General features: G+C 52.6%; 25 protein-coding genes and 1 other RNA gene. 14 read left to right on the top strand and 12 right to left on the bottom strand.

Features of this window, described 5'->3' with window-relative positions; all coding sequences use genetic code 11:
- Positions 1-15: 15 nt before the first annotated feature.
- The 8 genes from EBAPG3_RS01660 to metW all read left to right on the top strand — a co-directional run bounded on the left by EBAPG3_RS01660 (position 16) and on the right by metW (position 8198).
- Positions 16-1587: an ExeA family protein gene (locus EBAPG3_RS01660; protein ID WP_004175131.1), complete on the top strand. Its 1572-nt coding sequence runs from the start codon at positions 16-18 to the stop codon at positions 1585-1587.
- Positions 1588-1826: 239 nt separating this feature from the next.
- Entirely contained in the window at positions 1827-2774 is a 948-nt protein-coding gene (gene gshB, locus EBAPG3_RS01655; protein ID WP_004175133.1) for a glutathione synthase, read from the top strand.
- Between the two features lie 37 nt (positions 2775-2811).
- Positions 2812-3216, top strand: a complete 405-nt coding sequence (locus tag EBAPG3_RS01650; protein WP_004175134.1) for a PTS sugar transporter subunit IIA — start codon at positions 2812-2814, stop codon at positions 3214-3216.
- Positions 3206-3475, top strand: coding sequence for an HPr family phosphocarrier protein (locus EBAPG3_RS01645; protein ID WP_040851370.1), 270 nt, complete (start codon positions 3206-3208; stop codon positions 3473-3475). The genes EBAPG3_RS01650 and EBAPG3_RS01645 overlap by 11 nt, the downstream gene beginning before the upstream one ends.
- Positions 3472-5199 (top strand): phosphoenolpyruvate--protein phosphotransferase, encoded by a 1728-nt coding sequence (gene ptsP / locus EBAPG3_RS01640; RefSeq protein ID WP_004175136.1) that lies wholly within the window; start codon positions 3472-3474, stop codon positions 5197-5199. Before EBAPG3_RS01645 ends, ptsP begins: the two co-directional genes overlap by 4 nt.
- Before the next feature lie 379 nt (positions 5200-5578).
- The gene (gene metX, locus EBAPG3_RS01635) at positions 5579-6706 is read left to right on the top strand and encodes a homoserine O-succinyltransferase MetX (RefSeq protein WP_004175139.1); all 1128 of its coding nucleotides are present in this window, start codon (positions 5579-5581) and stop codon (positions 6704-6706) included.
- 131 nt (positions 6707-6837) lie between these two features.
- Positions 6838-7533 carry a HugZ family pyridoxamine 5'-phosphate oxidase gene (locus EBAPG3_RS01630; protein WP_004175140.1) on the top strand — a complete coding sequence of 232 codons (696 nt, stop codon included), beginning with the start codon at positions 6838-6840 and terminating at the stop codon, positions 7531-7533.
- Between the two features lie 53 nt (positions 7534-7586).
- On the top strand, positions 7587-8198 hold the full coding sequence (metW, locus tag EBAPG3_RS01625) for a methionine biosynthesis protein MetW (RefSeq protein ID WP_004175141.1): 612 nt from the start codon (positions 7587-7589) through the stop codon (positions 8196-8198).
- 9 nt (positions 8199-8207) lie between these two features.
- Here the strand turns inward: metW and EBAPG3_RS01620 are convergent, their stop codons facing one another.
- Entirely contained in the window at positions 8208-9596 is a 1389-nt protein-coding gene (locus EBAPG3_RS01620) for an AmpG family muropeptide MFS transporter (protein ID WP_004175142.1), read from the bottom strand.
- Between the two features lie 111 nt (positions 9597-9707).
- Positions 9708-10499: an exodeoxyribonuclease III gene (locus EBAPG3_RS01615; protein WP_004175143.1), complete on the bottom strand. Its 792-nt coding sequence runs from the start codon at positions 10497-10499 to the stop codon at positions 9708-9710.
- Between the two features lie 28 nt (positions 10500-10527).
- Between EBAPG3_RS01615 and pyrE the strand changes: the two genes are divergently transcribed.
- A complete protein-coding gene (pyrE, locus tag EBAPG3_RS01610; protein ID WP_004175144.1) occupies positions 10528-11166 on the top strand; it encodes an orotate phosphoribosyltransferase in 639 nt (212 codons plus the stop codon).
- Positions 11167-11321: 155 nt separating this feature from the next.
- Here the strand turns inward: pyrE and EBAPG3_RS01605 are convergent, their stop codons facing one another.
- The gene (locus EBAPG3_RS01605) at positions 11322-11795 is read right to left on the bottom strand and encodes an LEA/WHy family protein (RefSeq protein ID WP_004175145.1); all 474 of its coding nucleotides are present in this window, start codon (positions 11793-11795) and stop codon (positions 11322-11324) included.
- 288 nt (positions 11796-12083) lie between these two features.
- On the opposite strand from EBAPG3_RS01605, the gene rnpB reads away from it, so the two are divergent.
- Positions 12084-12386, top strand: an RNA gene (rnpB, locus tag EBAPG3_RS01600) — RNase P RNA component class A.
- 97 nt (positions 12387-12483) lie between these two features.
- Here rnpB and nirK read toward each other — a convergent pair.
- Positions 12484-13584, bottom strand: coding sequence for a copper-containing nitrite reductase (gene nirK, locus EBAPG3_RS01595; RefSeq protein ID WP_040851618.1), 1101 nt, complete (start codon positions 13582-13584; stop codon positions 12484-12486).
- Between the two features lie 569 nt (positions 13585-14153).
- Complete coding sequence (locus tag EBAPG3_RS01590) at positions 14154-14393, bottom strand: hypothetical protein (protein ID WP_085921891.1); 240 nt, start codon at positions 14391-14393, stop codon at positions 14154-14156.
- Between the two features lie 106 nt (positions 14394-14499).
- Between EBAPG3_RS01590 and EBAPG3_RS01585 the strand changes: the two genes are divergently transcribed.
- Positions 14500-15096 (top strand): hypothetical protein, encoded by a 597-nt coding sequence (locus EBAPG3_RS01585; RefSeq protein WP_085921890.1) that lies wholly within the window; start codon positions 14500-14502, stop codon positions 15094-15096.
- A gap of 292 nt (positions 15097-15388) precedes the next feature.
- On the opposite strand, the gene EBAPG3_RS01580 is transcribed toward EBAPG3_RS01585, so the two are convergent.
- From EBAPG3_RS01580 to EBAPG3_RS01550, 7 genes are all read right to left on the bottom strand, one after another.
- Complete coding sequence (locus EBAPG3_RS01580; protein ID WP_085921889.1) at positions 15389-17137, bottom strand: ABC transporter ATP-binding protein; 1749 nt, start codon at positions 17135-17137, stop codon at positions 15389-15391.
- Positions 17138-17274: 137 nt separating this feature from the next.
- A complete protein-coding gene (spt, locus tag EBAPG3_RS01575) occupies positions 17275-18462 on the bottom strand; it encodes a serine palmitoyltransferase (RefSeq protein ID WP_085921888.1) in 1188 nt (395 codons plus the stop codon).
- Positions 18462-18713, bottom strand: coding sequence for an acyl carrier protein (locus tag EBAPG3_RS01570; protein ID WP_085921887.1), 252 nt, complete (start codon positions 18711-18713; stop codon positions 18462-18464). The genes spt and EBAPG3_RS01570 overlap by 1 nt, the downstream gene beginning before the upstream one ends.
- 36 nt (positions 18714-18749) lie before the next feature.
- Complete coding sequence (locus EBAPG3_RS01565; protein ID WP_237089679.1) at positions 18750-19643, bottom strand: NAD-dependent epimerase/dehydratase family protein; 894 nt, start codon at positions 19641-19643, stop codon at positions 18750-18752.
- 28 nt (positions 19644-19671) lie between these two features.
- The gene (locus EBAPG3_RS01560) at positions 19672-21531 is read right to left on the bottom strand and encodes a fatty acyl-AMP ligase (RefSeq protein ID WP_227869255.1); all 1860 of its coding nucleotides are present in this window, start codon (positions 21529-21531) and stop codon (positions 19672-19674) included.
- Between the two features lie 614 nt (positions 21532-22145).
- Positions 22146-22490, bottom strand: coding sequence for a SpoIIAA family protein (locus tag EBAPG3_RS01555; protein ID WP_085921885.1), 345 nt, complete (start codon positions 22488-22490; stop codon positions 22146-22148).
- A gap of 41 nt (positions 22491-22531) precedes the next feature.
- Positions 22532-23635 (bottom strand): aromatic ring-hydroxylating oxygenase subunit alpha, encoded by a 1104-nt coding sequence (locus EBAPG3_RS01550; RefSeq protein ID WP_085921884.1) that lies wholly within the window; start codon positions 23633-23635, stop codon positions 22532-22534.
- 243 nt (positions 23636-23878) lie between these two features.
- Here EBAPG3_RS01550 and EBAPG3_RS01545 point away from each other — a divergent pair, with 243 nt between their 5' ends.
- The 3 genes from EBAPG3_RS01545 to dxs are packed head-to-tail and all read left to right on the top strand — an operon-like array spanning position 23879 to position 26907.
- A complete protein-coding gene (locus tag EBAPG3_RS01545; RefSeq protein WP_085921883.1) occupies positions 23879-24133 on the top strand; it encodes an exodeoxyribonuclease VII small subunit in 255 nt (84 codons plus the stop codon).
- Positions 24123-25016: a polyprenyl synthetase family protein gene (locus tag EBAPG3_RS01540; RefSeq protein ID WP_085921882.1), complete on the top strand. Its 894-nt coding sequence runs from the start codon at positions 24123-24125 to the stop codon at positions 25014-25016. The genes EBAPG3_RS01545 and EBAPG3_RS01540 overlap by 11 nt, the downstream gene beginning before the upstream one ends.
- Positions 25017-25062: 46 nt before the next feature.
- Positions 25063-26907, top strand: coding sequence for a 1-deoxy-D-xylulose-5-phosphate synthase (dxs, locus tag EBAPG3_RS01535; protein ID WP_085921881.1), 1845 nt, complete (start codon positions 25063-25065; stop codon positions 26905-26907).
- The last annotated feature ends 48 nt before the right edge of the window (positions 26908-26955 follow it).

Genomic DNA, 26955 nt, shown 5'->3' with positions numbered 1-26955 from the left:
ACCGGATTGAGAATAATGTACCTTGGACATTTCGGGCTTTCTGAACAGCCATTTGCCCATACAGCACTCCCCGATTCTTTTTATGAGGGAGGCGGTAGAGGCGCGACGCTGGACGCGCTCATCTATGTGCTGACACATGGTGAGGGGGTCGAGGGCATTATCCAGCTCACCGGAGAAAGAGGGAGTGGAAAAACCACCTTATGTCAGGTACTGATGACACGGTTACCTTCCGGGGTGAAAACCGTGTATCTGGGGAAGGAGAATCTGTCGCGAGATGAACTTTTCCATGCAATGGCCGGCGAATTAAAGTTTGAGCTTGCTGAAAGCGCGATGTCCGAAGCACGCACCATCGTTGCAATATGTGACTTGCAGAATGCGCTGATCGAGAAATATGCTGGCAAACAAGTGGTGCTGTTGGTAGATGAAGCCCACACCCTGCCGACAGAGACACTGGAAGCGTTACGATTGTTCTACGAACTTGAATCATCCCATCACAAGCTATTGCAAATTGTTCTGTTTGGTCAGCCTGAACTCGAACATACGCTCGCTTTGCCACCCATGCGTCAGTTGAAGAATCGCATCACGCACCACTTAATGCTACACCCGTTCGGGGCTGAAGCAGTGAACGGCTATCTCCTGCACCGCATGCGCGCCGCTGGTTATCGCGGCCCGGATATTTTTACTCCTGAGGCGGTAAAATTAATTGCCGCGGCTTCCGGTGGGCTCACTCACCGGATAAACATTCTTGCTGATAAATCCCTGTTGGCGGCATTTTCGGTCCATGCTCGAGCCATAGACGCCCATCATGCCAGAGCGGCCATCAACGATTCCGGGATCAAACGCCCTCATGTGCCGAATCGCCGCATAGCAGGTGCGGGCGCCATGTTTGCCGTGGTAATGCTGGGAGTACTGGGCTGGCAAGCCCAGTACTCTACACCCACCAGCGTTGCCCCCACTGTAGCTCCGGTATCCGCTGAAGTGGTAGCATCAGTTCCGCTCTCTGCCCCGATATCTCCCCCGGCGGTTGCCTTAGCTGCTCCCGGTATCCCTCCGGCAGCAGCACCTGTACTCGGATCTTCCGTGCCCGCTGTTCCGCCCGCGCTTTCCGCGTCCCCTCCGCCGTCCCCATCGCCCGGACCCTCTACGCCGAAAGGACCCCTGCCGACGGCGGCAGGAACAAGCGCATCCACCCAGGACGGGTTAGGCCGTGCAACCGAAAGACATGCAACCGCCGGGCTGGATGTTGGCGGAGTCAAGTTGGCGGGGCATAAGCTGTTAGAGCAAAGAATCGAGGCAACCAGGCAAATGATAGCGACTGTGGATAAAAGTTATTATAGTATTCAGTTATTTGCAACTGAGAATGTTCAGCCCGACCGGATGGAGCGATTTCTGATTCGTGCTCAGCATCTGGTAAATTTATCCGACCTTTTTGTACATCCGGTAACCAATGACGGCGAAGCCAGATTCAGGGTTTCGTACGGAATTTATCCAAGCCATGACCAGGCCGTCGCGGCGGAGGCCGAACTTCCACAAAAATACAAAACCGATTTTCGGACGGAGCTGTATACGATGGGCGAACTACACTAGTTTCCGAGTTCCCATGCACGATTCCAATATTCACGGGTTCCGCTAACACGTGGTGCTACAATGTAAATTTCCAGTAAACATCCTCTTTATTCCATGCGGAAGTCTACCTTGGCGCTGTTCCGGGCGATCCCGATTCTCGATCGGGAACGATGGATATGCCTGAAAGTACCGTGTGCATAACGAGCCCGCGCTCGCCTGACAACCTGTCCGCTCCAAAAATAACTGATCAGCAATAATAAATGAAACTCGCCTTCATTCTCGACCAGCTGGATTCCATCAGGCCTTATAAAGACTCGAGCTTTGCCATGATGCGTGAAGCAGCCACGCGCGGTCATCAGCTGTTTAGCATGGAGCAAGGGGACTTGGTATGGAGGCGCGGCGAGACAATTGGATTTGCACGCGCACTGGAACTTACATCCGGGGCCGACGGACATCATTGGTATCGGACAGCGGAGCCGAAGGAAACGCCACTGCAAGAATTTAGCGTGGTGCTGATGCGCAAGGATCCACCATTCAATATGGAGTATGTCTACAGTACCTACTTGCTGGAACTGGCGGAAAAGCAGGGTGCTCGCGTCGTCAATAGCCCGCGAGGGGTGCGGGATCATAATGAGAAACTCGCCATAGCAAAGTTTCCGCAATTTACCGCCCCGACTTTGGTGACACGGCAGGAAAATTTGATTCGTGATTTCCTTGCTGAATATGGCGACATCGTACTGAAACCGCTTGACGGCATGGGTGGAGCCAGCGTGTTTCGCATTCATAGCGCTGATCATAATATCAGCGTGATTCTGGAAACGCTTACGCATTACGGTACGCGTACGATCATGGCGCAGCGCTATATCCCCGAAATCACCCAAGGTGATAAACGCATTCTGCTTATAGCGGGGCAGCCTGTGCCTTACACCCTCGCACGTATCCCGAAGGCAGGTGAATCGCGCGGCAATCTTAACGTGGGCGGCACAGGCGTGGCGCAGTTGCTTACCCGGCGCGACCGTGAAATCGCTGAAGCGCTGGGTCCCGCGCTATATGATAAAGGCCTGATGCTGGTTGGGTTGGATGTGATCGGGAACTACCTTACCGAAATTAACGTTACGAGCCCGACCTGCATGCGGGAGATTGCTGACCAGACGGGTTTCAACGCTGCTGGGATGATGCTGGATGCGCTTGAAAAGATGTTTAACTAATGTATTTCTCCCCTGATAAAAAGTGGCGGGAACGAACATGATCGGAATCCTGGTTATTTCTCATGGCAATCTGGGTGACAGTCTTATCCATTGCGCCAACCATGTCCTGGGAGAGGAATCGCCGCATTTGACCTATCTGAGTATTACCAACAAGGATGATCCTGACGCTGTTGTGCCTAAAGCGCTGGAATTGGTCAAACAACTCGATTGTGGCGATGGTGTGCTGGTATTGAGTGATATTTGCGGTGCAACGCCCTGCAATATCGCCACTCGGCTGGTTAGCCCCGGCAGGGTGGAATGTCTCGCTGGAGTCAATCTGCCTATGCTGGTGCGAGCGCTCACCTATCGCAACGAACCCCTCGCAGTGGTTAGGGATAAGGCGCTGACCGGTGGGAGGGAAGGTGTCATGCGCATTGACTCGAGGCCGCAGGATGCAATATAGAGAGATTGAAATCATCAACAAACTGGGTCTGCATGCGCGTGCTTCGGCCAGATTAACCCAGTTGGCCAGTAAATTTAAGAGTGAAGTGTGGTTATCGCGAAACGACCGTAGGGTTAATGCGAAAAGTATCATGGGTGTGATGATGCTGGCCGCAAGCAAGGGAGTCATTCTGAGTATCGAAACGAACGGTGCGGATGAAACCGAAGCCATGCAGGCGCTGGTAAATCTGATCGAGGATTATTTCGGGGAAAGTGAGTGAGCTTCGCGTTGCATGGTGTGGGCGTTTCCGGCGGTATTGCCATAGGTCACGCTTATCTGGCTTCCCATGCTGCGCTGGAGGTGGCACATCACATCGTGCCGCCGGATCAGGTCAGCAATGAGATATCTCGACTTGACACCGCCTTCACAGCGGTTCGCGAGGAACTTGAAGCCCTGCATGCTTCTGTTGTCGATGGTCCCGCAGCTGCGGAATATGGCGCATTCCTTGATCTGCACCGGATGATTCTGGACGATCCCACGCTTTCCACTGCGGCCAAAACCTACATTGCCCAGAATCAGTGCAATGCTGAATGGGCGGTTACTCAGCAGATGGGCGTATTGATGGCCCAGTTTGAGGAGATTGAAGACCCCTATCTGCGCGAACGCAAAACCGATGTGATCCAGGTGGTGGAGCGTGTACTGAAAGTCTTGCTGGGGCATCCAGGTTATGTTCCCACATCGCTGAGGCGTGATGGCGACAGCATTCTGGTTGCCCATGACTTAAGCCCTGCCGATGTCATTCAATATAAGCAGCACCGGTTTAGCGCGTTTCTTACCGATTTGGGCGGTTTGACTTCCCATACGGCCATCGTCGCGCGCAGTCTCAATATTCCGTCCATTGTAGCGCTGCATCAAGCTCGCCGCCTGATCCGCGATAATGACATTCTGATCGTGGACGGCAATCAGGGCGTCGTGATCGTTGATCCTGACAAGCATGTGCTATCGGAATACCGGTTGCGCCAGAGCCAATTTGAGCTGGAAAAGCAGAAGCTGAAACGCATCAAAACAACCGCTGCCACGACGCTCGATGGCACTACAGTGGAGCTGCACGCCAATATCGAACTCCCTCAGGATATCGAACAGGTCAAAGAGAACGGCGCTACCGGCATCGGCTTATTTCGCAGTGAATTTTTATTTCTCAATCGCGACACCCTGCCTGACGAGGACGAGCAATTCGAAGCTTATCGTACGGTGGCGCGAAAAATGCGAGGGCTGCCCGTGACAATTCGTACATTCGATCTGGGCGCCGACAAGAATCTCGATAGCGCCAAGCGCGTAGCGGCCAACCCGGCACTCGGATTGCGCGCCATCCGCCTTTGTCTGGCCGAACCACAAATGTTCCATACGCAGTTGCGAGCGATCTTGCGCGCTTCGCGTTATGGCCAGATGCGTATTCTGGTGCCGATGCTCTCCAGTGTTGCCGAAATTACGCAGACATTGCACTTGATTGAGAATGCCAAGCAAAGCCTGCGCCACGAAAAGCTTCTGTTCGACGAGAAAATCCAGGTAGGTGGCATGATAGAGGTTCCCGCCGCGGCGCTGTGTCTCGATATTTTTATGCGCAAATTGGATTTCCTGTCCATCGGCACCAACGATTTGATTCAGTATACGCTTGCCATAGATCGTGCCGACGATTCGGTGGCGCACCTCTACGATTCCCTTCATCCGGCAGTGCTGCGGCTGGTTGCACATATCATTCGGAGTGCCAACCGAACCGGCGTGCCCGTGACGGTCTGCGGCGAAATGGCGGGAGATATATTGTTTACCCGGTTGCTATTGGGCTTCGGCCTGCGGCTTTTTTCCATGCACCCCGCACAACTATTGACTGTGAAACGAGAAGTATTAAGGAGCAATCTGTCTGATATCATTCCGCTCACGCAGAAGATGCTCAAGGCCGATGATCCGGCAAAAATTCAAGCATTATTGGCGAAACTGAATAGCTGATCGAGATTGATGCAGCTTCTCAAAAAGCGGATCACGGGTGAACTTGTTTGCCAACTTTTTCTCCAATGAGTGGCAAACGAGGGCGGAGGGGACATGCCGCGGCATGATACCTGGATAAGTGATATTTTTCTTCGGGCAACGAAGCATCGAGATGGAGCGGAGGCGAGTATTCCGCCCAGGTTGGGATATGCGCTCAAGGATTGTTAACGGTATTTGACTATGATTACCGATCCCGGATTGCATGAGTGCCAGCCGCCGATGCGTTTGAGCCCTGGAAATGCGAGGGAATCAAAGTCGCTGTTATTTTCTGGCATTCTTGCGCAGCATTTTTTTTGATACGCCTCTAAGCGTAAACGTTTTTTCTCATGAATGATTTCTGATGCAAGATTCCGGTTCGATTGATATTGTTGCGCCGCGAAGCGCACGCTTCAACACACCGCTGTATTTGAAGAGCGGCGCAGTGCTTGAAGACTACGAGTTGGTATATGAAACCTACGGCGACCTTAATGCGGCCAAATCCAACGCCGTGCTGGTATGTCACGCGCTTTCCGGCAATCACCATTTAGCAGGCTGTTACGCGGATAGCCCCAAAAGCGCAGGTTGGTGGAACAACATGATCGGTCCGGGCAAATCCATTGATACACGCAAGTTTTTTGTGGTGGGCGTGAATAATCTCGGTGGCTGTCATGGTTCCACCGGGCCGGCCAGCATCAATCCAAAGACCGGAAAATACTATGGTCCGGATTTTCCGGTGGTAACGGTGGAAGACTGGGTGCAAACCCAGGTAAGGCTGGCAGACCATCTTGGCATCGATCAGTTCGCCGCAGTGGCGGGCGGCAGCCTTGGCGGTATGCAGGCGTTGCAATGGACGCTCGATTTTCCGGAAAGGGTGCGGCATGCGCTGGTGATTGCCGCCGCCGCCAAACTGACTGCACAGAACATCGCATTCAACGACGTGGCCCGCCAGGCCATCATTACCGACCCGGATTTCCACGGTGGAGACTACTATTCGCACAGCGCGATACCACGGCGCGGTTTAAGGCTTGCCCGCATGCTGGGGCACATTACTTATTTGTCGGATGACGCGATGGCTGCCAAATTCGGGCGGGAGTTGCGTAACGGAGCGCTTGCATTCGGTTTCGACGTGGAGTTCGAAATCGAGTCTTATTTGCGCTACCAGGGAGATAAATTTGCTGACCAATTTGATGCCAATACCTACTTGCTCATGACCAAGGCACTCGATTATTTTGACCCTGCGTACCTGCATAACAATGATTTGAGCGCGGCATTCCGCGCCGCCAAGGCAAAATTTCTGGTGCTGTCGTTTACCACTGACTGGCGTTTTTCGCCCGAGCGCTCGCGTGCCATTGTCAGGGCATTGCTGGATAATGAACTCAATGTGAGCTACGCGGAAATCACTTCCAGCCACGGCCACGACTCCTTCCTGATGGAAGACCGTCATTATCACAGGCTGATGCGGGCCTATATGGACAACATTGTCATATAGGCCGAAGATAGTGATCATGGATATGCTTGAAATCCTGCAGGCCGTTGCTTCGCCGTACGTCCTGGCCGATTCACCGCAATGGCGGGGGCAAATGCGCCTAATCCGGAACTCGAGTTGCCCGAGAAGCCTCCATGAGTAATGCGCGCGCAGCCCGCCGGATGTTACGTACTCACCGCTACGGTGTCTTGAGCACCTTGTCGGAGAAGTTCAATGGCCATCCGTTCGGCTCGATTATTTATTATCTGGTGGACCACGATGGCAGCCTGCTTGTCCTTATCAGCCTGCTGGCGGAACATACCAGAAATATCCGCGTTGATGCCCGTGTAAGTCTCATTACGCATAATTACAACGATTTGAACATCCAGTCGCAGGGGCGCGTCACAATGGTGGGAATGGCGCAACCGGTGGAGGACGACCACCGTATTGCCGTGCGCTATCTGCGCCATTTTCCGGAAGCGGAAAGCTATCTCGCCATGCGCGACTTTTCTTTCTACCGCATCCTGCCACAGACATTGCGCTACATTGGCGGCTTCGGCAAAATTCATTGGGTCTCGGCGGCCAGCTATCTGGTGCCGGCCTATCCGTTGATCGGGCAGGAGGACGATGTCATTGCACATATGAATGCGGATCATCGCGATACTTTGCTGCGTTATTGTGAACGCTTCCACCAATGCGAGGTATCGGATGTCGAAATGCTGGGCATCGACTGCGATGGTTTCGATGTATGCGCCGATGGGGGGTATTTGCGTTTTGATTTTGAGGAGATGGTACTCGACGCGCGACAGGCGCGGCATGCCTTGGTTGAAATGGCGCAAAGAACCAGATGATTTTGATAATATATCTCCGAACAGAATGAACAAATCCTGCAAATACCGAAGACGTGACCAGCCCTACTATCCCATCCACCGCCATTAGGCCCGATTTCGCCGCTATTGCCGCATGGGTGAAACCAGGCGCCAAGGTACTCGATTTAGGCTGTGGCGACGGTTCGTTGCTGTGTTTCCTGCGCGATATGCGCAACATCCGCGGCTATGGCGTGGAGATAGATGACGACAATGTCCTGGCTTGTTTCAATAATGGAGTCAATGTAATCCAGAGCGATCTGGAATCGGGATTGCTAAGTTTTGAATCGAGATCGTTCGATTACGTGGTTCTCTCACAAACGTTGCAGGCGGTAAAACACACCGAGGGAATCGTTAAGGAAATGCTGCGGGTAAGCCAAGAGGGGATCGTATCGTTCCCGAACTTTGGTTACTGGAAAAACCGGCTACAGGTCATGTCCGGTCATATGCCCGTATCGGAAACACTACCCTACCAGTGGTTCGATACACCCAACATTCACAACTGTACACTGGGTGATTTTGAAGAGTTCTGCAGCCAGCACGGTGCGCATATTCTCGAGCGCAGGGTAATGAGCGGAGATCATCAAATTACATTTCTGCCCAATTTACTGGGAACACTGGCGTTTTATCGATTTGAACAACAAAAGTAGTCATCAGCGTCACTTGACATGCGGCGGAGAATCCTCAGTCTTGAATTTTGCCTGCCCCGCTAACCATACTAATACCAATACCGGGAGGCCGAGCAACGCCGTGCCCGTAAAAAAACTGGCGTAACCGTAAGCGTCGACGAATACACCGCTGAATCCGGCAATGAATTTTGGCAACAACAGCATTACCGAACTGAACAGTGCATACTGCGTGGCGGAGTAGGCGGAATTAGTCAGGCCGGAAAGATAGGCTATAAAAGCGGAAGAAGCGATGCCGGCAGACAGATTATCGGCGGAGATGGTGAATATAAGCCCGGTCAGGTCGTGTCCGCGGCCGCTCAGCCAGACAAACAGCAAATTGGTTGCCGCCGATAATACCGCTCCCAGAAACAGCGTACGCATGACACCGATTTTTGCCGTGAGCACCCCGCCTAGGACCGCGCCTGTGATCGTCATGATGACGCCATACACTTTGGAGATCATTGCCACCTCATCTTTGGTATAGCCCATATCCACATAAAAAGGATTGCTCATTACACCCATCACGACATCCGAGATGCGATAAAGCGCGATCAATGCCAGAATCACCAATGCCTGCCGGCCATGACGCACAATAAAATCCCGGAAGGGCGCAATCATTGCTCCATACAGCCAGGCGAGCATTTGCGCGAGTCGCGCGTTCAGATTCCAGTGAGCGATGACCTCCCGGGCGTGACCTTCATTTTCTGCGATGAGATGAGTGACAGGAACTTCCGGCTCGCGGATGATAAGCGTGGTAATAATGCCCACGGCCATGCATGCAGCCATCGCGAGGTAGGCAGTGCGCCAGGGCGCATAGTCATAGGCGGCTTCCGAAGGGTCTACCGCTGCGGCTATCCACAATACGCCTGCGGAAGCCATGATCATGGCTACACGATAGCCTGCCTGATAAGTGGCGGCCATGGCACCCTGGAGTCTTGGCGCTACGGCTTCGATTCGATAGGCATCGAGCGCGATATCCTGGGTGGCGGAAGCGAAAGCGACAGCAAGTGCAAAGAAAACCATATACGTCAAGTTCTCGATCGGGTCGGTACTCGCCATACCGGCTAGTGCGATGGCGATAACGATTTGCGACAGCAACAGCCACGCACGCCGCCGACCCAGAAGCCGGGTTAATAACGGCAATGACAAACGATCCACCAGCGGTGACCACAGCCATTTAAAGCCATAAGCCAAACCGATCCAGCTCAGGTGGCCGATAGTGGAGCGTTCGATGCCTGCTTCCCGCAACCAGAATGATAGGGTGCCCAGTACCAACAGCAGTGGCAACCCGGCAGAGAAACCCAGCGACAGCATCCCCAATACCCGGGGGTGGGTATAAATGCGGAAAGCATGCAGCCAGCCAGATAAGGCGGCGGACATTATCCTGGATCCGGCAGTTGTACAGAACTCACCATGAAGGTGGCGGCCAGGTGTGGCTCAAGCGGTCGGGATCCGGCATTGGGGGGGGCGGTTATAGCGCAATAGGAGTGATCAATTACCGGATTCGGATAATATGCTATAGTCATAGTCGATGGTAAGCGGTGAATGATCCGAGAAACGCTCCGCTTTGTAAATCGAAACTTCGGTCGCCTTGGCCGCGATCTCCGGTGTGGCGATCTGATAGTCAATGCGCCAGCCCACATTCTTGGCCCAGGCTTGCCCGCGATTGGACCACCATGTATATTGCTCGGGTTCCACGTTAATTTGCCGGAATACATCGACAAATTCAAGCTCATCGAAAACTCCGCTCAGCCAGGCACGCTCTTCGGGCAGAAAGCCGGAGTTTTTTTGATTGGAGCGCCAGTTCTTCAGGTCGATTTCTTTGTGGGCGATATTCCAGTCACCGCACAATATGATCTCCCTGCCACAACCCGCGAGTTCTCTGAGCATGGGGAGAAATCGCTCAAGAAAGAAGAATTTGGCAGCTTGCCGGTGTTCGCCACTGGAGCCGGAAGGAAAGTAGATTGATATCACGGTCAATGGCCCAAAGTCCGCGCGTAGAAAACGTCCCTCCGCATCAATTTCCGTAATACCAAGACCCTCAATAATATTGTCGGGCTTGTGCCGGCTGTAAATACCTACTCCGCTGTATCCTTTCTTTTCCGCGCAGTGGAAATAACCATGGTAGCCATCAGGAGAAGCCATTTCTCCGGTAATGTCGATTAAATGAGCTTTCAGTTCCTGCACACATACGATATTCGCCTGCTGCATTGGCAGCCACCGAAAGAATCCCTTGTTTGCGGCGGAGCGCACGCCATTCAGGTTAAGCGTTATAATTCTCACGTCTATTTTTCCAGTTTGTCATATAGCGATGTCCGATTTTCGTCAGGAATTCATTGAGTTTGCCATTAGCCGTAATGTACTGTGCTTCGGCGAATTTAAAACCAAGGCGGGGCGAATGTCGCCGTATTTTTTCAATGCCGGGTTATTCAACGATGGCGACTCCCTCAGAAAACTGGGGCAATTTTACGCCAAAGCCATTCTTGGTGCGCAGCTTCCGTTCGACATGCTATTTGGTCCCGCCTACAAGGGTATTCCGCTGGTTAGCGCTATCGTTATTGCACTGGCCGAAAGCGGACACAACTATCCTTTCTGTTTCAATCGCAAGGAAGTGAAAGACCATGGCGAAGGGGGGAACCTCGTTGGCGCACCCCTAGCCGGGCGTGTGCTGATTGTGGATGATGTCATTTCCGCCGGTGTTTCAGTTCGTGAGTCTGTCGGCCATATTTGCACTTCGGGCGCCATCCCTTGTGGGGTCATTATTGCGCTTGACCGGATGGAGCGCGGTAATGGGGAGCTTTCCGCTACGCAGGAGGTTCATCATGCATATGGAATTCAGGTCGCCAGCATCATTAATCTGGACGATATTGCGAATTATCTGCGGGACAGGAATCTGGGACTCAATCTACGCGCGATAGAAAGCTACCGTGCACAATACGGGGTTGCTTGATCCGGGAAAGGCGGATTTCGGTACCAGGACCGTTTCAAATCTAACGTCATGCGGCCGTCGGGCGGGATCGGCGGTATAGGGAATATCCGACCGTATTTCGTGGCACCCGTATCTCGCGGGATAACCTTCCTGTGCGCCCTTGCCAGGAACTGACGTCAGTTCACCTGCTCTGGTGGCATGGTTGGCAGCATAACTTCTCCTTTTGAGTCGAAGTATCGCCCGATGGCAAATCCCCGTCCACCAAGGTGACCGCGCAGCCGGTAGTCGACTTTGGTACGATCACCGGTGGCAAACCCGAAGACATGACGGATGATGGTCGTCGCGGGGACGGTGACCGGCACCGTGATTACCGTCTCCCCAAAACGGGGTATCGTGCCCTGCTGATCGCTTACCCCGCTCGCGAAGCTCATCCCGCGCAAATCAAGATCGAGTGCGATGCCATCGTAGGTAAGAGAGGAGTCATCATGATTCTGAATTCTGAGATGTACCGCGAAGCGCGCTTCCATACCTCTCCCTTCCAGTGGCTCGATTCCGGCTACGGAGATGCGAAGGGGTTCATGCAGCCTGAGCGCCGCGCATCCGGATAAGAGAAGAAGCAGCGTGGAAATAAGCAGTACGCAACGATTCATTAGGTTCACCGGCTTTCTGGAATTTGAAATCATAACCTGAATATCTGGTTGGGGGGTTTTCGCTTGCTTTTTTGTCTCGCAGGAGCCAATGGGAGTATGGACCACATTGCTCCTCGATCTGGAGTCGTGGAAGATCGAGGAGGAGTTCTGAATGAATCCTGTCAGAGCGGAGGGCGGCTTGTGAAGGAACACGTTCACACAATACATCCACAGGAATAGCGCATAAAAATAGGTTCGTAAGGGGATGAGTTTGTTTCATGCCATTAGTTTGGTGATACTATCTCCCTCGAAGCTGGCTAGACAATCGCTGCTTGCCTTTCAGTCATGAAAGACAGGGGGAGGAAAGTCCGGGCTCCATAGAGCAGGATGCCGGTTAACGGCCGGCCGCCGTGAGGCGAGGAATAGGGCCACAGAGACGAGCGTATTAAGTTACGGTGAAACGCGGTAACCTCCATCCGGAGCAAGACCAAATAGGCAGGTAATGATGCTGCTCGCTGAGCCTGCGGGTAGGTTGCTTGAACGTACGGGCAACCGTGCGTCTAGAGGAATGATTGTCCACGACAGAACCCGGCTTACCGGCCAGCTTCATTTTATTTCATATTCCACTTAAGCATCCATCGATTCCATAAAAAACGCGGCTTCAACGTAAGGTTGAAGCCGCGCCGGACAGGATACTAATGGATTCTTTTTAGTGATCCATCGCCGGGGTTGAATTCTCATTCGGCTTCTTGAGCTGCTTCATGAGATCGTCGTTCCATGTGCCCTCGACATTCATGTGCGCCGCAGCACCCAGCAACACCGCCTCGATCAGGTTGTGGCTGAGGTACACATACAGCCCGGGTTGTCTGAATTCATACAACGCAGCACCTGCGGCACCCCCCGGAATGAACCAGGTTTCATGATTGGTGACGGGGGGGTCGCTGAATTTGCCACCTTGCCATACCAGATCGCCATGGCCGCCAATCAGGTGAGGCCGGGTATCGCGATTGGCCTGGGAGTGAATGAACAACACTTTCTCGCCCACTTTGGCCTTGAGCGCATTGTCGCCCGTCAACGCACCGACCGCGCCATTGAAGACGACATGGGTGGGGATGAGTCCCTTGGCAACGTCGAGCATTTCAGCCATGCCTTCGGCAGGCTGGGAGTACACTTTGTATTTCCCGTCCTTGTCCTTGGGCAGATAGAGATCCTGCTCGCCTATGTAGTAGGCCCGGTCATAGCGCACCGATTTGCCTTTGTTGTCTTTCAGGCCATCGCGCGGCAATACCATGATGGCGCCGTTCATGCCCGAAATGACGTGGAACGGAATCATGGTGCCACCCGGGGCGCAGTGGTAGACAAATACCCCGGCCTTGATCGCCTTGAAGCGCAATACCACATCTTCGCCCGGCGCCACCAGCGTCAGGCCGGCTCCGCCCAGCGCGCCAGTGGCCGCATGGAAGTCAACGTTGTGTGCCATGGTGCTGGTCTTCGGGTTGGCCAGTGTCAGTTCCACATAGTCATCCTGGTGCACGACGATCAGCGGACCGGGAACCGTGCCGTTGAAAGTCAGTGCCCACATCTTGGTGCCATCCGGTGCGACCTGCACCAGCTTTTCTATGGTCTCCATGCGTACCTTGACGACTTTGGGACCCCCTTTGGCCACTTGGTCATGCTGGGGCACAAAAGGCGGGGCCACCAGGTTCTGGGTGACCACCGGCAATTTGGAAATGTCCGTCGCCGCCATGGCCGCACCGGCACTCATACACAGCAATCCGAATCCGATTGCCCCTCGAACAACTTTGTTCATGTTTCCCTCCATAAATGTTTATTTACCGCGCATATCCATGCGCCATTTCTTTCCGCCCGGCATTCTATGGCTAACATCTCACCCTTTTCTGAAGAGCATCTCTAAAAACTCGATTCCCGGCCAGATCCTTGCGCGCACTCGCCTGGATTCATCCCCCGTGCCCAGTCAGCAACCTCGGCAACGCGCTTGCCCGCAGCGACCCGCAACAGCCATAAGGGGCGAGGGGCGCAAACAACCTCTCGCCGCGCAGGTCCGGCAGGCAGGAAAATATTCTCATTTGGCGATCGAGGAGCAATAACCCATTGCCACTATATTCGAATTCTTAGAGATGCCCTAAAGAGCGAAGGCTCGGCAACTATACAGCTTTAACATATACCTGTCCATGCTGAGTTGAATCTCGACGCGCGTTTCCATGGGCTAATATTCCCCCCAAATATCATGGCATTTCGTGACCAAATAAATATTGGCGGCGGATTTATAGCGTTCATTGAAAGCCCGAAAGGATTTCGAGGGAAACGGAATTTCCTGGAGTTTGCGGAGGTGAAATCAGATCTGACTAAATGTAGTTATCATAAAATTTCCGCAGCCTCATCTGGCATGTAATGGCGGCGACAGGAAAGGCAGGAAAGTCGTCTCGGCATGGCCATCCGGACGAGGCTTTTTATCCCGGCGGCGATAAGGATATCCGAACCAACTGGGCCGAAAGAACGATACACCGCACCGCCATAACCAAAAAATGTCAGTTGCCATATTTGTGCCCGGATTGGCAAAATTTCGCTAAGCTCGGCCGTTTGCGGATTTCCGGCCATACACTGCTTCCTATTCGCAGTGAGTTTGGTATACAATTCGCGACTATATTGTCCACCTAAAATGCTGGACATACGATTAATTTGCGGATTTGAAACCGGAGATATTATGAATAGAATGTTTGAGCGAGTGGTGGGGTTGGCATGCACAATGTTGGTGGCACTGACAGCGGTGCCAGTTCATGCGCAACTGATGCTCGCTCATGAAGGCCATCATTCAGGAGACTGTGCCATCAAAACGGGAGCCTTTCCCGTGGCTTTCAGTGCTTATGAAAAACCGAAAGGCGATCTCCCACCCACTCATGCGTATTGTGATCATGTTCCGGAAATAGGTGAACTGTATTTTTCGGTGGATTTGACAGATCCCGAGTCTCGCGAGATCCCCATTGCAATCCGCCTTGTGATGGAAGGACATGGGGAAGGGGGACATGAAATCCTGTCCGTGCCTGCCAAACAATATCCGTCCGGAAGCATTGCATTTACAGTGAACCTGGAGGAACTTGGCCAATATGCGGTGCTGCTGGAGACAGAGAAGGCCGGCAAGATGACCACGGCGGTGCGCATTCCGGTACATGTTGGCGGGGGAGGGGGTCACGGCGGACATGGCTCGGGTTTTGGCGTGACGGAGATCGCGTTATTGCTGGGTGTAGCGGGTATCGGAGCCTTTTTTTGGCTGCGCCGCCGGCCGACTGTAAAAGCTTCCTGATATTACTGTCTGACCAAACCGGTAGCGTGTTTGGGGTCAGACAGTTGCCGATCTCAATCAGTACACTTCTTCTCGTTGCCAATCAGTGTGGAGGTATCCGCCCTGATTGATGCATGCTCGTTAGCCGAATCATACCCCGCACCCAAATCGCATACTCCCACCCTGCCCAGCCGCAGGAGTCGGGATCATAGAAAACGGTTGCGAAAGATCATGAGTGATGGAGGTTGCAAGTTCCATCGACGGTTCATCCCTGGACGGGCGTGTCTCCAATGCAGTTTTCTTGCCCAGCATGCTAAGTGTTGTCAGCAACAACATTCAAAATTACCAGCGATTCTGAATGATCATCGCTGTCAGGAGAGCGTTGTAAGCGTTCGGCTTTGCCTTTTGAGAGGGCATAGACGATGTTGGCAGCATTGACCACCGCAGGCTGATGAGATACTGCGATGATGGTGAAATTCTGTGCCAGCCTCTGTAGCGTTTCACAAATTATCCGTTCACTATCTGGATCGAGGGCACTGGTTGGCTCATCCAGGAGCAGGAAAAGCGGCTGATGGGCGAGCGCTCTGGCAATTGCTATGCGCTGACGTTGCCCGCCTGACAGAAGTCCTCCGCGTTCACCCACCACGGTCTGCAAGCCTTCCGGGAGAGCGTTGACGAAATCCCAGGCACCCGCCTGGCGTAGTGCCCGTTCCGCATCGGCATAAGCCAGATCAGGCGCACCGACAAGAATATTGTTCAGAATAGTGTCATGGAGCAGAATGGTTTCCTGAGATACGTAACCTATCATGTATCGCCATTGACGCAAGTTAATTTCATGCAGCGATACGCCATCGATCAGGATTTGCCCCGACTTGGGTTCAGCCAGACCGCAGAGAAGATCGAGCAGCGTGCTTTTTCCCACCCCTGACGTTCCCGTGATGGTGGTGAACGATTTCACGGATATCTCGATGTTGAGATCACGAAATATCGATTTTGCCCCATAATCGAAGCTTATATGCTTAAGGCTGATCCCCTGTTGCAGGGTGGGTTGCAGGGTCCCGGTAGTTCTTTCAGCTGCGGCCTGCGCTTCTTCAGTCGCTGCCCGCATCGCCCAATAAGCGCTTTCCTGCGCGGTGAGTTGTTGATAACGCCGTTGTGTTTTGTTGAGTAAGCCAAGGATACGGGTCAGCAGAAAGGCCATTACCATTACCTCAGGTAATGAAAGTTCCCACATTACGAGCGCCAGATATAAGCCACTCGCCGTCAAGGCGGCAAGTATGGGCTCCTGCAAGGCTAATAAAGCTTCTCTGCTCATGACTTCCCGGCGCGTAGCTTTCTCCAGTTGCTGGGTCTGATCACGGAGAATGGCATCGGCCACGTTGTCCCGCGCCATGGCCTTTAATGATTTTACCGAGCTGAGAATATCGGAAAGATAAGTCAATAGATGACGTATCAAATGCGTCTGCTTAGAGCCTGCTCTGCGAGTGGCGCGTACCAGGCGGTGCAGCGCCAGGAGCAGGATCATGCCGATGAGAAGAGAGGTAAGGGTTGCCTGCCATGAAATAAACAAGGCCACAATTGAATAGACCAGCACTTGCATTGCCAGGGCGAGAACGTTGGCGCTATGCTCAAAGCCATTTGCCGCCCGATATGCTTCTGTGGCAACCGAATTGGCAAGTGAACCTATGGGTTGGCGCAAATAATATTGCCAGCGGCTGGCAAGCAGCGCCTTGATGAATTCCAGGCGCAGAGTGGTTGCGACATGCGCTACGGTATAGCCAACCTGCCTGTTGGCTAACAGCAGTATCAAGCTTTTGATAAGCATGCCACCGACGATAATCAATAGCATGACGCCTATTGTGGGTTCAATCCCAATCCCCTGCAGGGTATCCACTATAATCCGGCCGATATCCGAGTCTCCCGTCCCGCCTATCGCGATCGAAAGTAGAGGGAGAAGAGCGGTCAAACTGAGTCCCTCAGCAATGCCTGCGGCCAGCAGCGCCACCAGCACGTAGGCGCTGCGCCGAGGAAAAACCATGCTATAGGTAAGAAGAGTACGCATGCCGTTTCATGAATTTAATAATTATCTATTCTTCGGATTCAAAATCGATACAGCGCGATGAGAACCATTATGTGATTGGAACAAGAGGATGATTTCTGCATGTCATATCATGAAACAAACCGGAAGAAGCGGGAATTTTATTGAAAAATCGTTCCGCGCAGCTCGGCAAAAGCCTGACCGGCATAATCCATTTGCTCACTGGTATGAGCTGCGCTTACGCTGCAACGTACCAACGATTTGCCATCCGGTGCCGCAGGCGGCAGCATCAGGTTGACGTAGATACCATGTTCGAGCAGGCCATTCCATAAAGCCAGCGCCTGCTGTGGGGTATCAAGTATGGTTGCAACAATAGGGCTGGGCTCCGGCCCGAGCTGATAGCCAAGTTCCTGAAGTCTTGAATAAAGCTGGTGCGCATTTTTCCAAAGCTGCTCACGCAGTCCGGTACCGTCATGCAGTAATTTGAGTGCTGCCCGCGTCGATGCGATGGTGGCCGGTGAGGGTGATGCCGTAAATATATACGGTCGGCTGACATAGCGTAACTGATCGAGTTGGGGATGATTACTTACGCAGTAGCCTCCTATGCCACCGAGACTTTTGCTGAAGGTACCCGTGATGAAATCGACTCCGCCAATGAGCCCGGTTTCTTCCACCAAACCTTGGCCTGTCCGGCCCAGAACTCCGAGAGAATGCGCCTCGTCGAGAAGAAGGGTGCTGTGGTAGGCATCTTTTAATCTGACAATGTCTGCCAGCGGCGCCCGGTCGCCCAGCATGCTGTAAATACCCTCGACAATGATCAGTGTCGAGCGCGAGCGCTCTCCCAGGCGGCGGAGACGCTTATCCAGGTCCGTCATATCATTGTGACGAAACCTGATTATCTCGGCTCCGCTCAAGCGGCATCCGTCATAGATGCTTGCATGAGAGTCGCCATCAATGAGCACCACGTCACCAGCTCCCGCAAGGCCAGAGATGGTAGCGAGATTTGCCTGATAACCCGTTGTAAAAACAATGCATGACAGACAGTTATAAAAATTCGCGAACTCTCGTTCGAGCGCACGATGCCCGCCATAACTTCCGCTGGCCATGCGCGAACCCGTGGTACCGGTGCCCTCGCTTTCAAGCGCTTCGTGCGCCGCTCGCAGGCATTCCGGCGCAAAGGTCAGTCCGAGATAGTTGTTCGTGCCCAGGAAAAGTATGCGGCGATCACCGATTTTTGCCTCTGTCGCAGAATAAATCTGTCCTATGGGTATGCCAAAAACATCAACACCCTCGGGTAGCAAGGCCTTTCTCGCTGCGGCAACAGCATCCAGTTTATCCAGCAAACTCATTATTTGCCCAATTTTATCTGGTGAATCAAATTTACAAGTTCATGAACCGTCTGAACATCCGCGAGAGCGTTCAGCGGCACGGAAATATCAAACTCATCCTCGATTTCCATAATCAGGTTCAATAATTTGACAGAATCAATAGCGAGCTGATTAATGAGATCAGTCTGCGGCGTAATTTCCACCTCAGGACCAGTAAACTGCCTAAGATGATGACAAAGTTTCTGAAGGATATCGCTGTAATCGTTAGACATGGCTCAACTCTGAATCGATCTGATTGTTATAGAAAATCATATTGCCTGAGGTAAGGCATCGCGCAGGCGAACGCGAGGTCGCCAATTTGGAAGCGCCTGGGTTAGAGGCGTAATATCGCAGACCCAGTCCGGATGTTGTAGTTCTCGAACTTTCCCGGGGGTTAACATCGGCGAGTAACGCAGTATCTGTGCCGACCACAAGTTAATGTTAGCGACCAGCGAAACGAGTGGTGCCGGCAAAAAGAGACAGCGGACCGGCCGTTTCCAGACATCCTGCGCAATGGCTGCGACAGTTTGGCTGTCATAGCCCCCCGGCAGTCCGTCATCAAGTTCATAGACGCCGTTGACGGGAGCCTGGGTCGAGAGCCAGCAGAGAATAGCGTCCACCAAATCATTGACGTGCAATAAGCCAAAGCGCATAGCAGCTTTCCCCACCATGGGTAATATGCCACGCTGTGTGACTCTGAAGAGCGGGCTCATTTCCTTGTCACCCGGGCCATACACCGCGGTCGGACGGAAAACCGCGCACGGCATGATATGTGAATGGTCAATCACTAACTGCTCAGCCATGCGCTTGCTGGTTGCGTACCAAGAAAGTTCCGGTTGCCTGGCAGCCAGAGAAGAAATAAGAAGAAAGCGAGGCGGCGAGGCCTGCTGTATTGAAGCCCGCACAAGGTTGCTCGTGCCTTCGACATTGGTGGCGATAAAATCCTCGAGGGAACTGCCTCGAACCCGGCCTGCGCAATGTACGACAGCAGAAACATTTTCAACGAGACTCCGCAATGCATCCAGATTGTCTAAATCACCTTCAATCCATTGCGTAAACTCATCATTGGCACGAGGGTGGCGGGCCAATGCCTTGATCTTCCATCCCTCTTTGATCAGGGATTTTAAAAGTACGCTACCAATAAAGCCGGTGGCTCCGGTCACTGCCACCCATGAGCCCGACATATGCCGGTTATTTGTCCCCGGACTCGGCAGATAGCTGGTCTGTCAGATTTGTCCGCTGTATGAAACCCTGGCGCGCCGCAAAACGCGACAGTTTGCCGGATGAGGTACGGGGCAAAGTGTGTGGCGAAACTAGCTCAACCAGACAATTAACACCAAATGCCATATACACCAGCCGTTGCAACCGGCTGGTAAGAGACTGCCGATCCGTTATGGAGGTCAAGCGGCACTCTATAACCAATACGATCGTCGTAACATCATTGGCATCGGTTATACCAAAGGCGGATGCTTCACGGGCCCTCACCTCCGGTTGCTGTTCGGCAAGCTCTTCGATATCTTGGGCACGGATATTACGTCCATTGACAATAATGACATCCGTACGGCGCCCGGTAACATACAGGTCTCCCTCAAAAAGGAAGCCAAGGTCGCCGGTATCCAGCCAGTTACCAGGACGGAGAGTCTTTTGAGTATCCTCCGGATTATTGAAATAGCCCGTCATAATACTACTACCATATACCAATACGCTGCCTACTCTCAAATCAGGCAGAGTCAACCCGGCATCGTCCACAACCTTGACGGTATGCCCGGGCAAGGGGCGGCCACAATTTACAAATTCGCTATATTTTCTGCCTTCCGCTTGTAAGCGGACCGCCATCTTTTTATCTACCAGCGTGCCAGCATCAACCCGCAAGCTTTGAAAGCCACGGCCAACCTGAGAAAAGGTAACGGCTAGCGTCGATTCAGCCAGTCCGTAGCACGGTAGAAAGGCTCGTGCGTCAAAACCCGCCGGGGCGAATTTTTCAGCGAAATTTCTCAAGGTATCCGGACGGATCATCTCCGCACCGACACCCGCCGCACGCCAACTGCTAAGATCAAGATCTTCCAGATCCGAATCACGAACTCGCAGGGTGCAAAGTTTGAGGCCAAATGGCTGGCTAAATGCGACGGTAGCACGATTTCGACTGATCAAGCGCAACCATTGCAGAGGCCGGATTGCAAAATCACGGGTAGCCAGGTAGTCGACCGAAACTTGCGCCACCATGGGTGCCATGACCATTCCCACCAGCCCCATATCATGATAAAAGGGCAGCCATGACGCACAGCGATCACCGGAACGTATCTCCAGGCCATTACGCACAATTCCTTGCAGATTGCTCATTAAGGCCCGCTCGGTAATGATGACTCCGCGCGGAATACGAGTGCTGCCTGAGGTAAATTGAAGATAGGCGATTTCGTCAGGATGATTTGCTTTCAGCGACATCTCGGGAGCGGGGAGCTCTCCCAGCTGCTCAGGTGTACCCACCCATCTCAACCCTTGAGATCCCTCGGCAGCCTCTTCAAGAAAGCCTATATAGTCTGCATTGGCCAATGCTGCACTTGCCTGACCGCCCTCGAGCATTCCCCGGAGCTGCTGAACATACACCGTGTGGCTGCCAAGGTTGACCGGAACCGGCATTGCAAAAGGAATCAGTCCCGCGTAGCGGCACCCATAAAATAATTCGACAAATTCGGGGGTGGTGTCGGCAATAAGTGCTACGCGATCACCATGAACCAGGCCAAGGCCCGCTAAACGCCGGGCCAAAACACGGGCATTTTGCCTTAGCGCCTGATAGGAAAGGACCGAGCGTAAATTCCCCTTGGCATCGTAGAAGTTATATCCAGCATTCCCTGACGCCGCGTATTCTAAAGCAGCCGTTAATGTCTCAAAATCAGCTAATCTCTGAGTTTGGGTGTTGGAAGTCGGTGTTGGAGTTATTGCTATCGGCGACTCGCCTGACAATTGAGGATTAAACGCTTGCGTTAGCGGAGCGTTCAACTTCGCTATTGTTGAACTCAAGGTCTTCCCCTCCAAATTAATGGGACTAGTCATTTTTTTATAATGTAAAGGATTCCGGTCGGATACGCACTGGTTGTGGTTGTTAATCTATTCACGGCTTGATTTGAAATTTTAATCTTTTCCTTCAATACCTAGAATAATTACTGTGATAACAAGTACTCACTAATACAATCATAAGTGTTAATAAAATTAACTTCCGAGCTTATATTATGGCGGATTTCTCTGTCAAGGCAATATTGGCTGCTGCTCATATAGTCCTTAAAAGACGGATAAAGCGCCAGTTTCTCGGTATTTGAAATGACATTGAGATATTTATGAGCCCCCACCTGTCGCATATAAGAGTAACAGGTTCCATTTTGGACGAGTTGGGGATCAATATAAAGAGATTTTGGAGAATGGAGGAGAAATGTGTCGTTTTTTTGCAACAAAAATTTTCTTCATAGTTAATTAATCAATAATCAACAGAAATTGTGCAGATGAAGAACCTGCCATGAAATCACATTTGGATAGAAGGGACTGGACGCGTGATTGTATCGACCACTTTTGTGATGATTCCGGAACCCGGATTAAAGGATTTCGGGTGGATATCTGTCACGCCCTTTCATTCTTGGCTTTCTTCCGTTCGTTAAGCACGAAGACAAACAATGTTAAGCAACTACCCATGCCCTCGCGCTGGCGTAATCGCTAAATACCCTGATGCTTGCATCAATGAAAAGATTGGATACCCAGGCGCCCCAAGCCTGCCATTGATTATTGGTGATAATTGCAATCCGATTGAATTCGCTGCCATGCTCGCGGATGAATTTGATGTCTTCCCATGCGACATCGACGGTATAGCCGAGCATGTCGCGCCAATCCAACAGAAGATTCATCCGGCTTCCCGACCGGGATTTGTAGATCACCTGCTCTTCGAATTCCTTATAATCAGCTAGGGTGAATTCACCGAAAACGGCAACGCTTATGAGATTGTCGGTTTCTTCAATCGTAATCATGGGTCAAGTCACTTATGATAAATAAATTCAATAAGCCGGAATTAAATGTGTGATCCAATTTCCCGGCGCAGAAATTCATGAAAGTGCGCCATGCCATCTTCCATGGGCGATTGATAGGGCCCGATTTCATTCGTACCCTGCTCATATAGTGCGCGGCGGCCGGCGGTTAACAGTTTGCAAATTTCATCATCCTCAACGGCGGTTTCGTGGTAGGCAGCTTGCTCGGCTTCAATAAACTCGCGTTCGAACAAGGCAATATCCTCGGGATAATAGAATTCGATCACGTTTGTGCAACGCTCGGTCCCAGTCGGCAACAACGTGCTGATAACCAATACATGAGGATACCATTCCAGCATGATATTAGGATAGTAGAGCATCCAGATTGCTCCGTAGGCCGGTGTCCTCCCCTTGGTCTGGAGCAACAATTGTTCATGCCATCTGGCGTAAACCGGCGTGCCGGCGCGGGTGAGTCCATGATTTATCCCGACCGTCTGCACGTTGTACCACTCGCCGAACTCCCATTTCAATTCAGCGGTGTTTACGAAGTTGCTCAAGCCCGGGTGATATGATTCGACGTGATAGTCTTCCAGATACACCTCGATAAAAGTCTTCCAATTGCAGGCATATTCCTCGATCAGCACTCGCTCCAGTACATGGCCGGAAAAATCGAAATTCTTCAGGACGCCCAGATGAGCCATGTCGCGTGTTACATCCCGTTTGCCCGCGAATAGCAGGCCATTCCAACTCTGTAAGGATGTCGTGTCCAGGTTGAGGCAAGGATTCTCGGAAAATTGGGGGGCTCCCAGCAGCGTGCCATTCATATCATAAGTCCAGCGATGCACGGGACAAACAATATTCCGGGTATTGCCGCGTCCCCTGAGTAAAAGTGATTGTCGATGGCGACATACATTTGACAATAATTCAATGCCATCCTTGTTCCGTACCAGCACCTTGGCGCTATTCATCCACTCCAGCACATAGTAGTCCCCGACGTTCGGCAGCATAATTTCGTGGCCCACGTAGCCTGCCCCCTGATCGAATAGAAGGCGTTTTTCCAAATCAAGGATACGAGGGTCGAGATACCAGTCGGTGGGCAGCGGGGTGGTTGCTTGCGCCAGTTGGGAAACATCAACAAGATTGGACATATCAGGTACTTTCCTTCTCAAGGGGATTCAAAAAAGACGATTGCCATGCAAAAAAACCCGGCATTTGCTGAAGAAACGCAACTAGTCAAGCCGGAAGAGCGTGATATCTTTTCTAAAACGCCTATAATCTCGACTAAAAGACGCTGCTGAAGAAAGTTTCATGTATTTAATTGACCTGACCCTGCTTATTGCGTTATTTTTGCAAATTCCCGGACGCATCTATTCTGTGACACTGTGCTTATCATGACAAAGCCTGCTAAACCCGTCAAATTTTCGCGGCCAGAAAGTTTTGAAGTGGCATTGACGGAATTGGAAAGTATCGTGGTCGAAATGGAGGCAGGACAAATGCCGCTCGAAGCTTCGCTCTCAGCCCATAAGCGGGGCGCAGAGCTGCTGCAATATTGTCAGTCCAAGCTGCGCGATGCGCAACAACAGGTGCGTCTCCTTGAGGCTGATACGCTGAAAAATTTCTCCCCGCCCGGTATCGATGATCGCTGATTTCCAGGATTGGGCGAGGAGCCGCCAGGTACGCATAGAAACTTCCCTGCAGACCTTACTTCCCGCCGCAGATGTTCCTCCAGAGCGTCTGCATGACGCCATGCGCTATACCGTTCTGGGTGGCGGGAAGCGAGTACGTCCGCTGCTTGCGTTCGCGGCGGGAGAGCTGAACAACGCGGACGAAGAGCGTGTAACGATTGCGGCGGCGGCGGTGGAGTTGATCCATGCTTATTCCCTGGTGCATGACGATCTGCCGTGCATGGATGACGATGTGCTGCGGCGGGGTAAACCTACTTGCCATGTAGAATACGATCAGGCCACCGCGTTGCTGGCGGGCGACAGCTTGCAAAGCCTGGCCTTCCAATTGCTGGCTGAATATCGCTTGACGGATAGCCCCCAAATGCAGCTGGAAATGATCAGGCAGCTGGCACAAGCAGCGGGCTCGCGGGGCATGGCGGGCGGACAGGCGGTTGATCTCGCCAGCGTTGGCAAGACATTGAGTCTGCCGGAGCTGGAATTTATGCATATTCATAAAACCGGGGCGCTTATACGCGCTGCGGTAATGCTCGGCGCCTATTGCGGCACCAGTCTGAATGAGAATCAACTGACAAGTCTTGATCATTTCGCCAAATGTATCGGTCTTGCGTTCCAGGTCGTCGACGACGTGCTTGATGCTGAAGCTAGCACGGCGACCTTGGGTAAAACCGCGGGCAAGGATGCCGAAAACAACAAGCCCACCTACGTAAGTATCCTCGGAAGCAGCCAGGCGCGTGAGCTGGCCGAGGAGTTGCGGCGCGACGCCTATCAGGCACTGGAGATTTTTGGCGCAACAGCGGGACGGTTACGGCAACTAACCGATTTCATCATTCATCGGGAGTTTTGAGCTGATGTTTGCCACAATAAAGAATACAACATTTTTCAGGGTTTAAATGTATCCACTGCTTGACACCATTAATATCCCTTCCAAGTTGCGAAGGCTGGAACGCAAGCTGCTGCCGCAGCTCGCGGACGAATTGCGCCAGTTCCTTGTTGAATCAGTAGCTAAAACAGGAGGACATCTGTCGTCGAATCTCGGCACAGTCGAGTTGACCATTGCATTGCATTATGTTTTCAATACGCCTCATGACCGTTTGGTATGGGATGTTGGTCACCAGACCTACGCTCACAAGATTCTTACCGGCCGTCGTGAAGGCATGAGCAAATTGCGCATGCAAGGCGGCGTTGCAGGATTCCCGCGACGTGATGAAAGTGAGTACGACGCATTCGGTACGGCGCACTCCAGTACATCCATCAGCGCCGCGCTCGGTATGGCGGTAGCGGCGCAAAGGGAAGGAAAGGACCGGCGCGTAGTAGCGGTTATCGGCGATGGTGCGATGAGCGCTGGCATGGCGTTCGAGGCATTGAACAACGCAGGCGCCATGAACACTAATTTGCTGGTGATACTCAACGACAATGACATGTCGATATCGCGCCCGGTAGGGGCGCTTAACAATTACCTGGCCAGGCTCATGTCGGGACAATTCTATGCGACGGCCCGGCGTGCTGGCGAGAAAATGCTGGGTGTGGTGCCACCGATGCTGGAGCTGGCCAAACGCGCGGAAGAGCACGTAAAGGGGATGGTAACGCCAAGCACGTTATTTGAAGAATTCGGTTTCAATTATATCGGTCCCATCGACGGTCATGATCTTGACATATTGGTGACCACGCTCAATAACATAAAACATCTCAACGGCCCCCAGTTCCTGCATATAGTAACGCGCAAAGGCGCCGGTTATAAGGCGGCGGAGGATGATCCGATTCTCTACCATGGTGTAGCCAAGTTTAATCCAGAGGCAGGTATCCTTCCCAAGGCTGCCGGCAAGCCTGCCTATTACCAGATTTTCGGGGAGTGGCTGTGCGACATGGCGGCACTGGATGAGCGCCTGATCGGAATCACACCGGCGATGCGTGAAGGCTCGGGGCTGGTGAGATTTTCCGAGGAATATCCCGATCGTTATTTTGATGTCGGTATCGCCGAGCAGCACGCGGTCACTTTCGCGGCGGGCTTGGCCTGTGACGGCATGAAACCGGTAGTGGCCATTTATTCAACGTTTCTGCAACGAGCCTACGACCAGTTGATTCACGACGTCGCGATCCAGAACCTGCCGGTAGTGTTTGCCATAGACCGCGCCGGATTGGTAGGTGCGGATGGTCCCACTCATGCCGGCAGTTTTGATTTAACCTATTTGCGATGTATCCCGAATATTACCGTGATGACCCCGTCCGACGAGAACGAGTGCCGTCAGATGCTCTATACCGCCTTTCAAATGGATACGCCCACCGCAGTACGATATCCACGTGGCGTGGGAACCGGCATAGCGCCGCAAAAACATATGCAGGTACTCCCTGTGGGACGTGGCGAGATTCGCCGCAACGGGGAGAAAATCGCACTTCTGGCTTTTGGCAGCATGCTCAAACCCTGTCTGGAAGCAGCGGAAGAATTAAACGCGACCGTTGTCAACATGCGTTTTGTCAAGCCATTGGATGAAGACCTGATTGCCTCTCTGGCAACGAGTCACGAACTATTGGTGACGGTTGAAGAGAATACCGTGATGGGCGGCGCGGGTAGCGCGGTCCTGGAATCCCTTGAAAGCAGGGGTTTTGCCGGTCCGGTGCTGCAATTGGGATTGCCGGATATTTTTATAGACCAGGGCGATCCTTCGCAAATGCTGGCGGACTGCGGGCTGGATAAGACAGGAATCGTCAGATCGGTCAGATCAAGACTTCCCGGGTAGTTAAAACTCCACCGTTTCAACCATTTTACCTGATCCGCAGGCGTCCCT

This window comes from Nitrosospira lacus, from assembly GCF_000355765.4.
Classification (GTDB): Bacteria; Pseudomonadota; Gammaproteobacteria; order Burkholderiales; family Nitrosomonadaceae; genus Nitrosospira; species Nitrosospira lacus.
The sequence above is the reverse complement of the archived record's forward strand: the minus strand, read 5'-3'. Positions and strand labels throughout refer to the sequence as shown.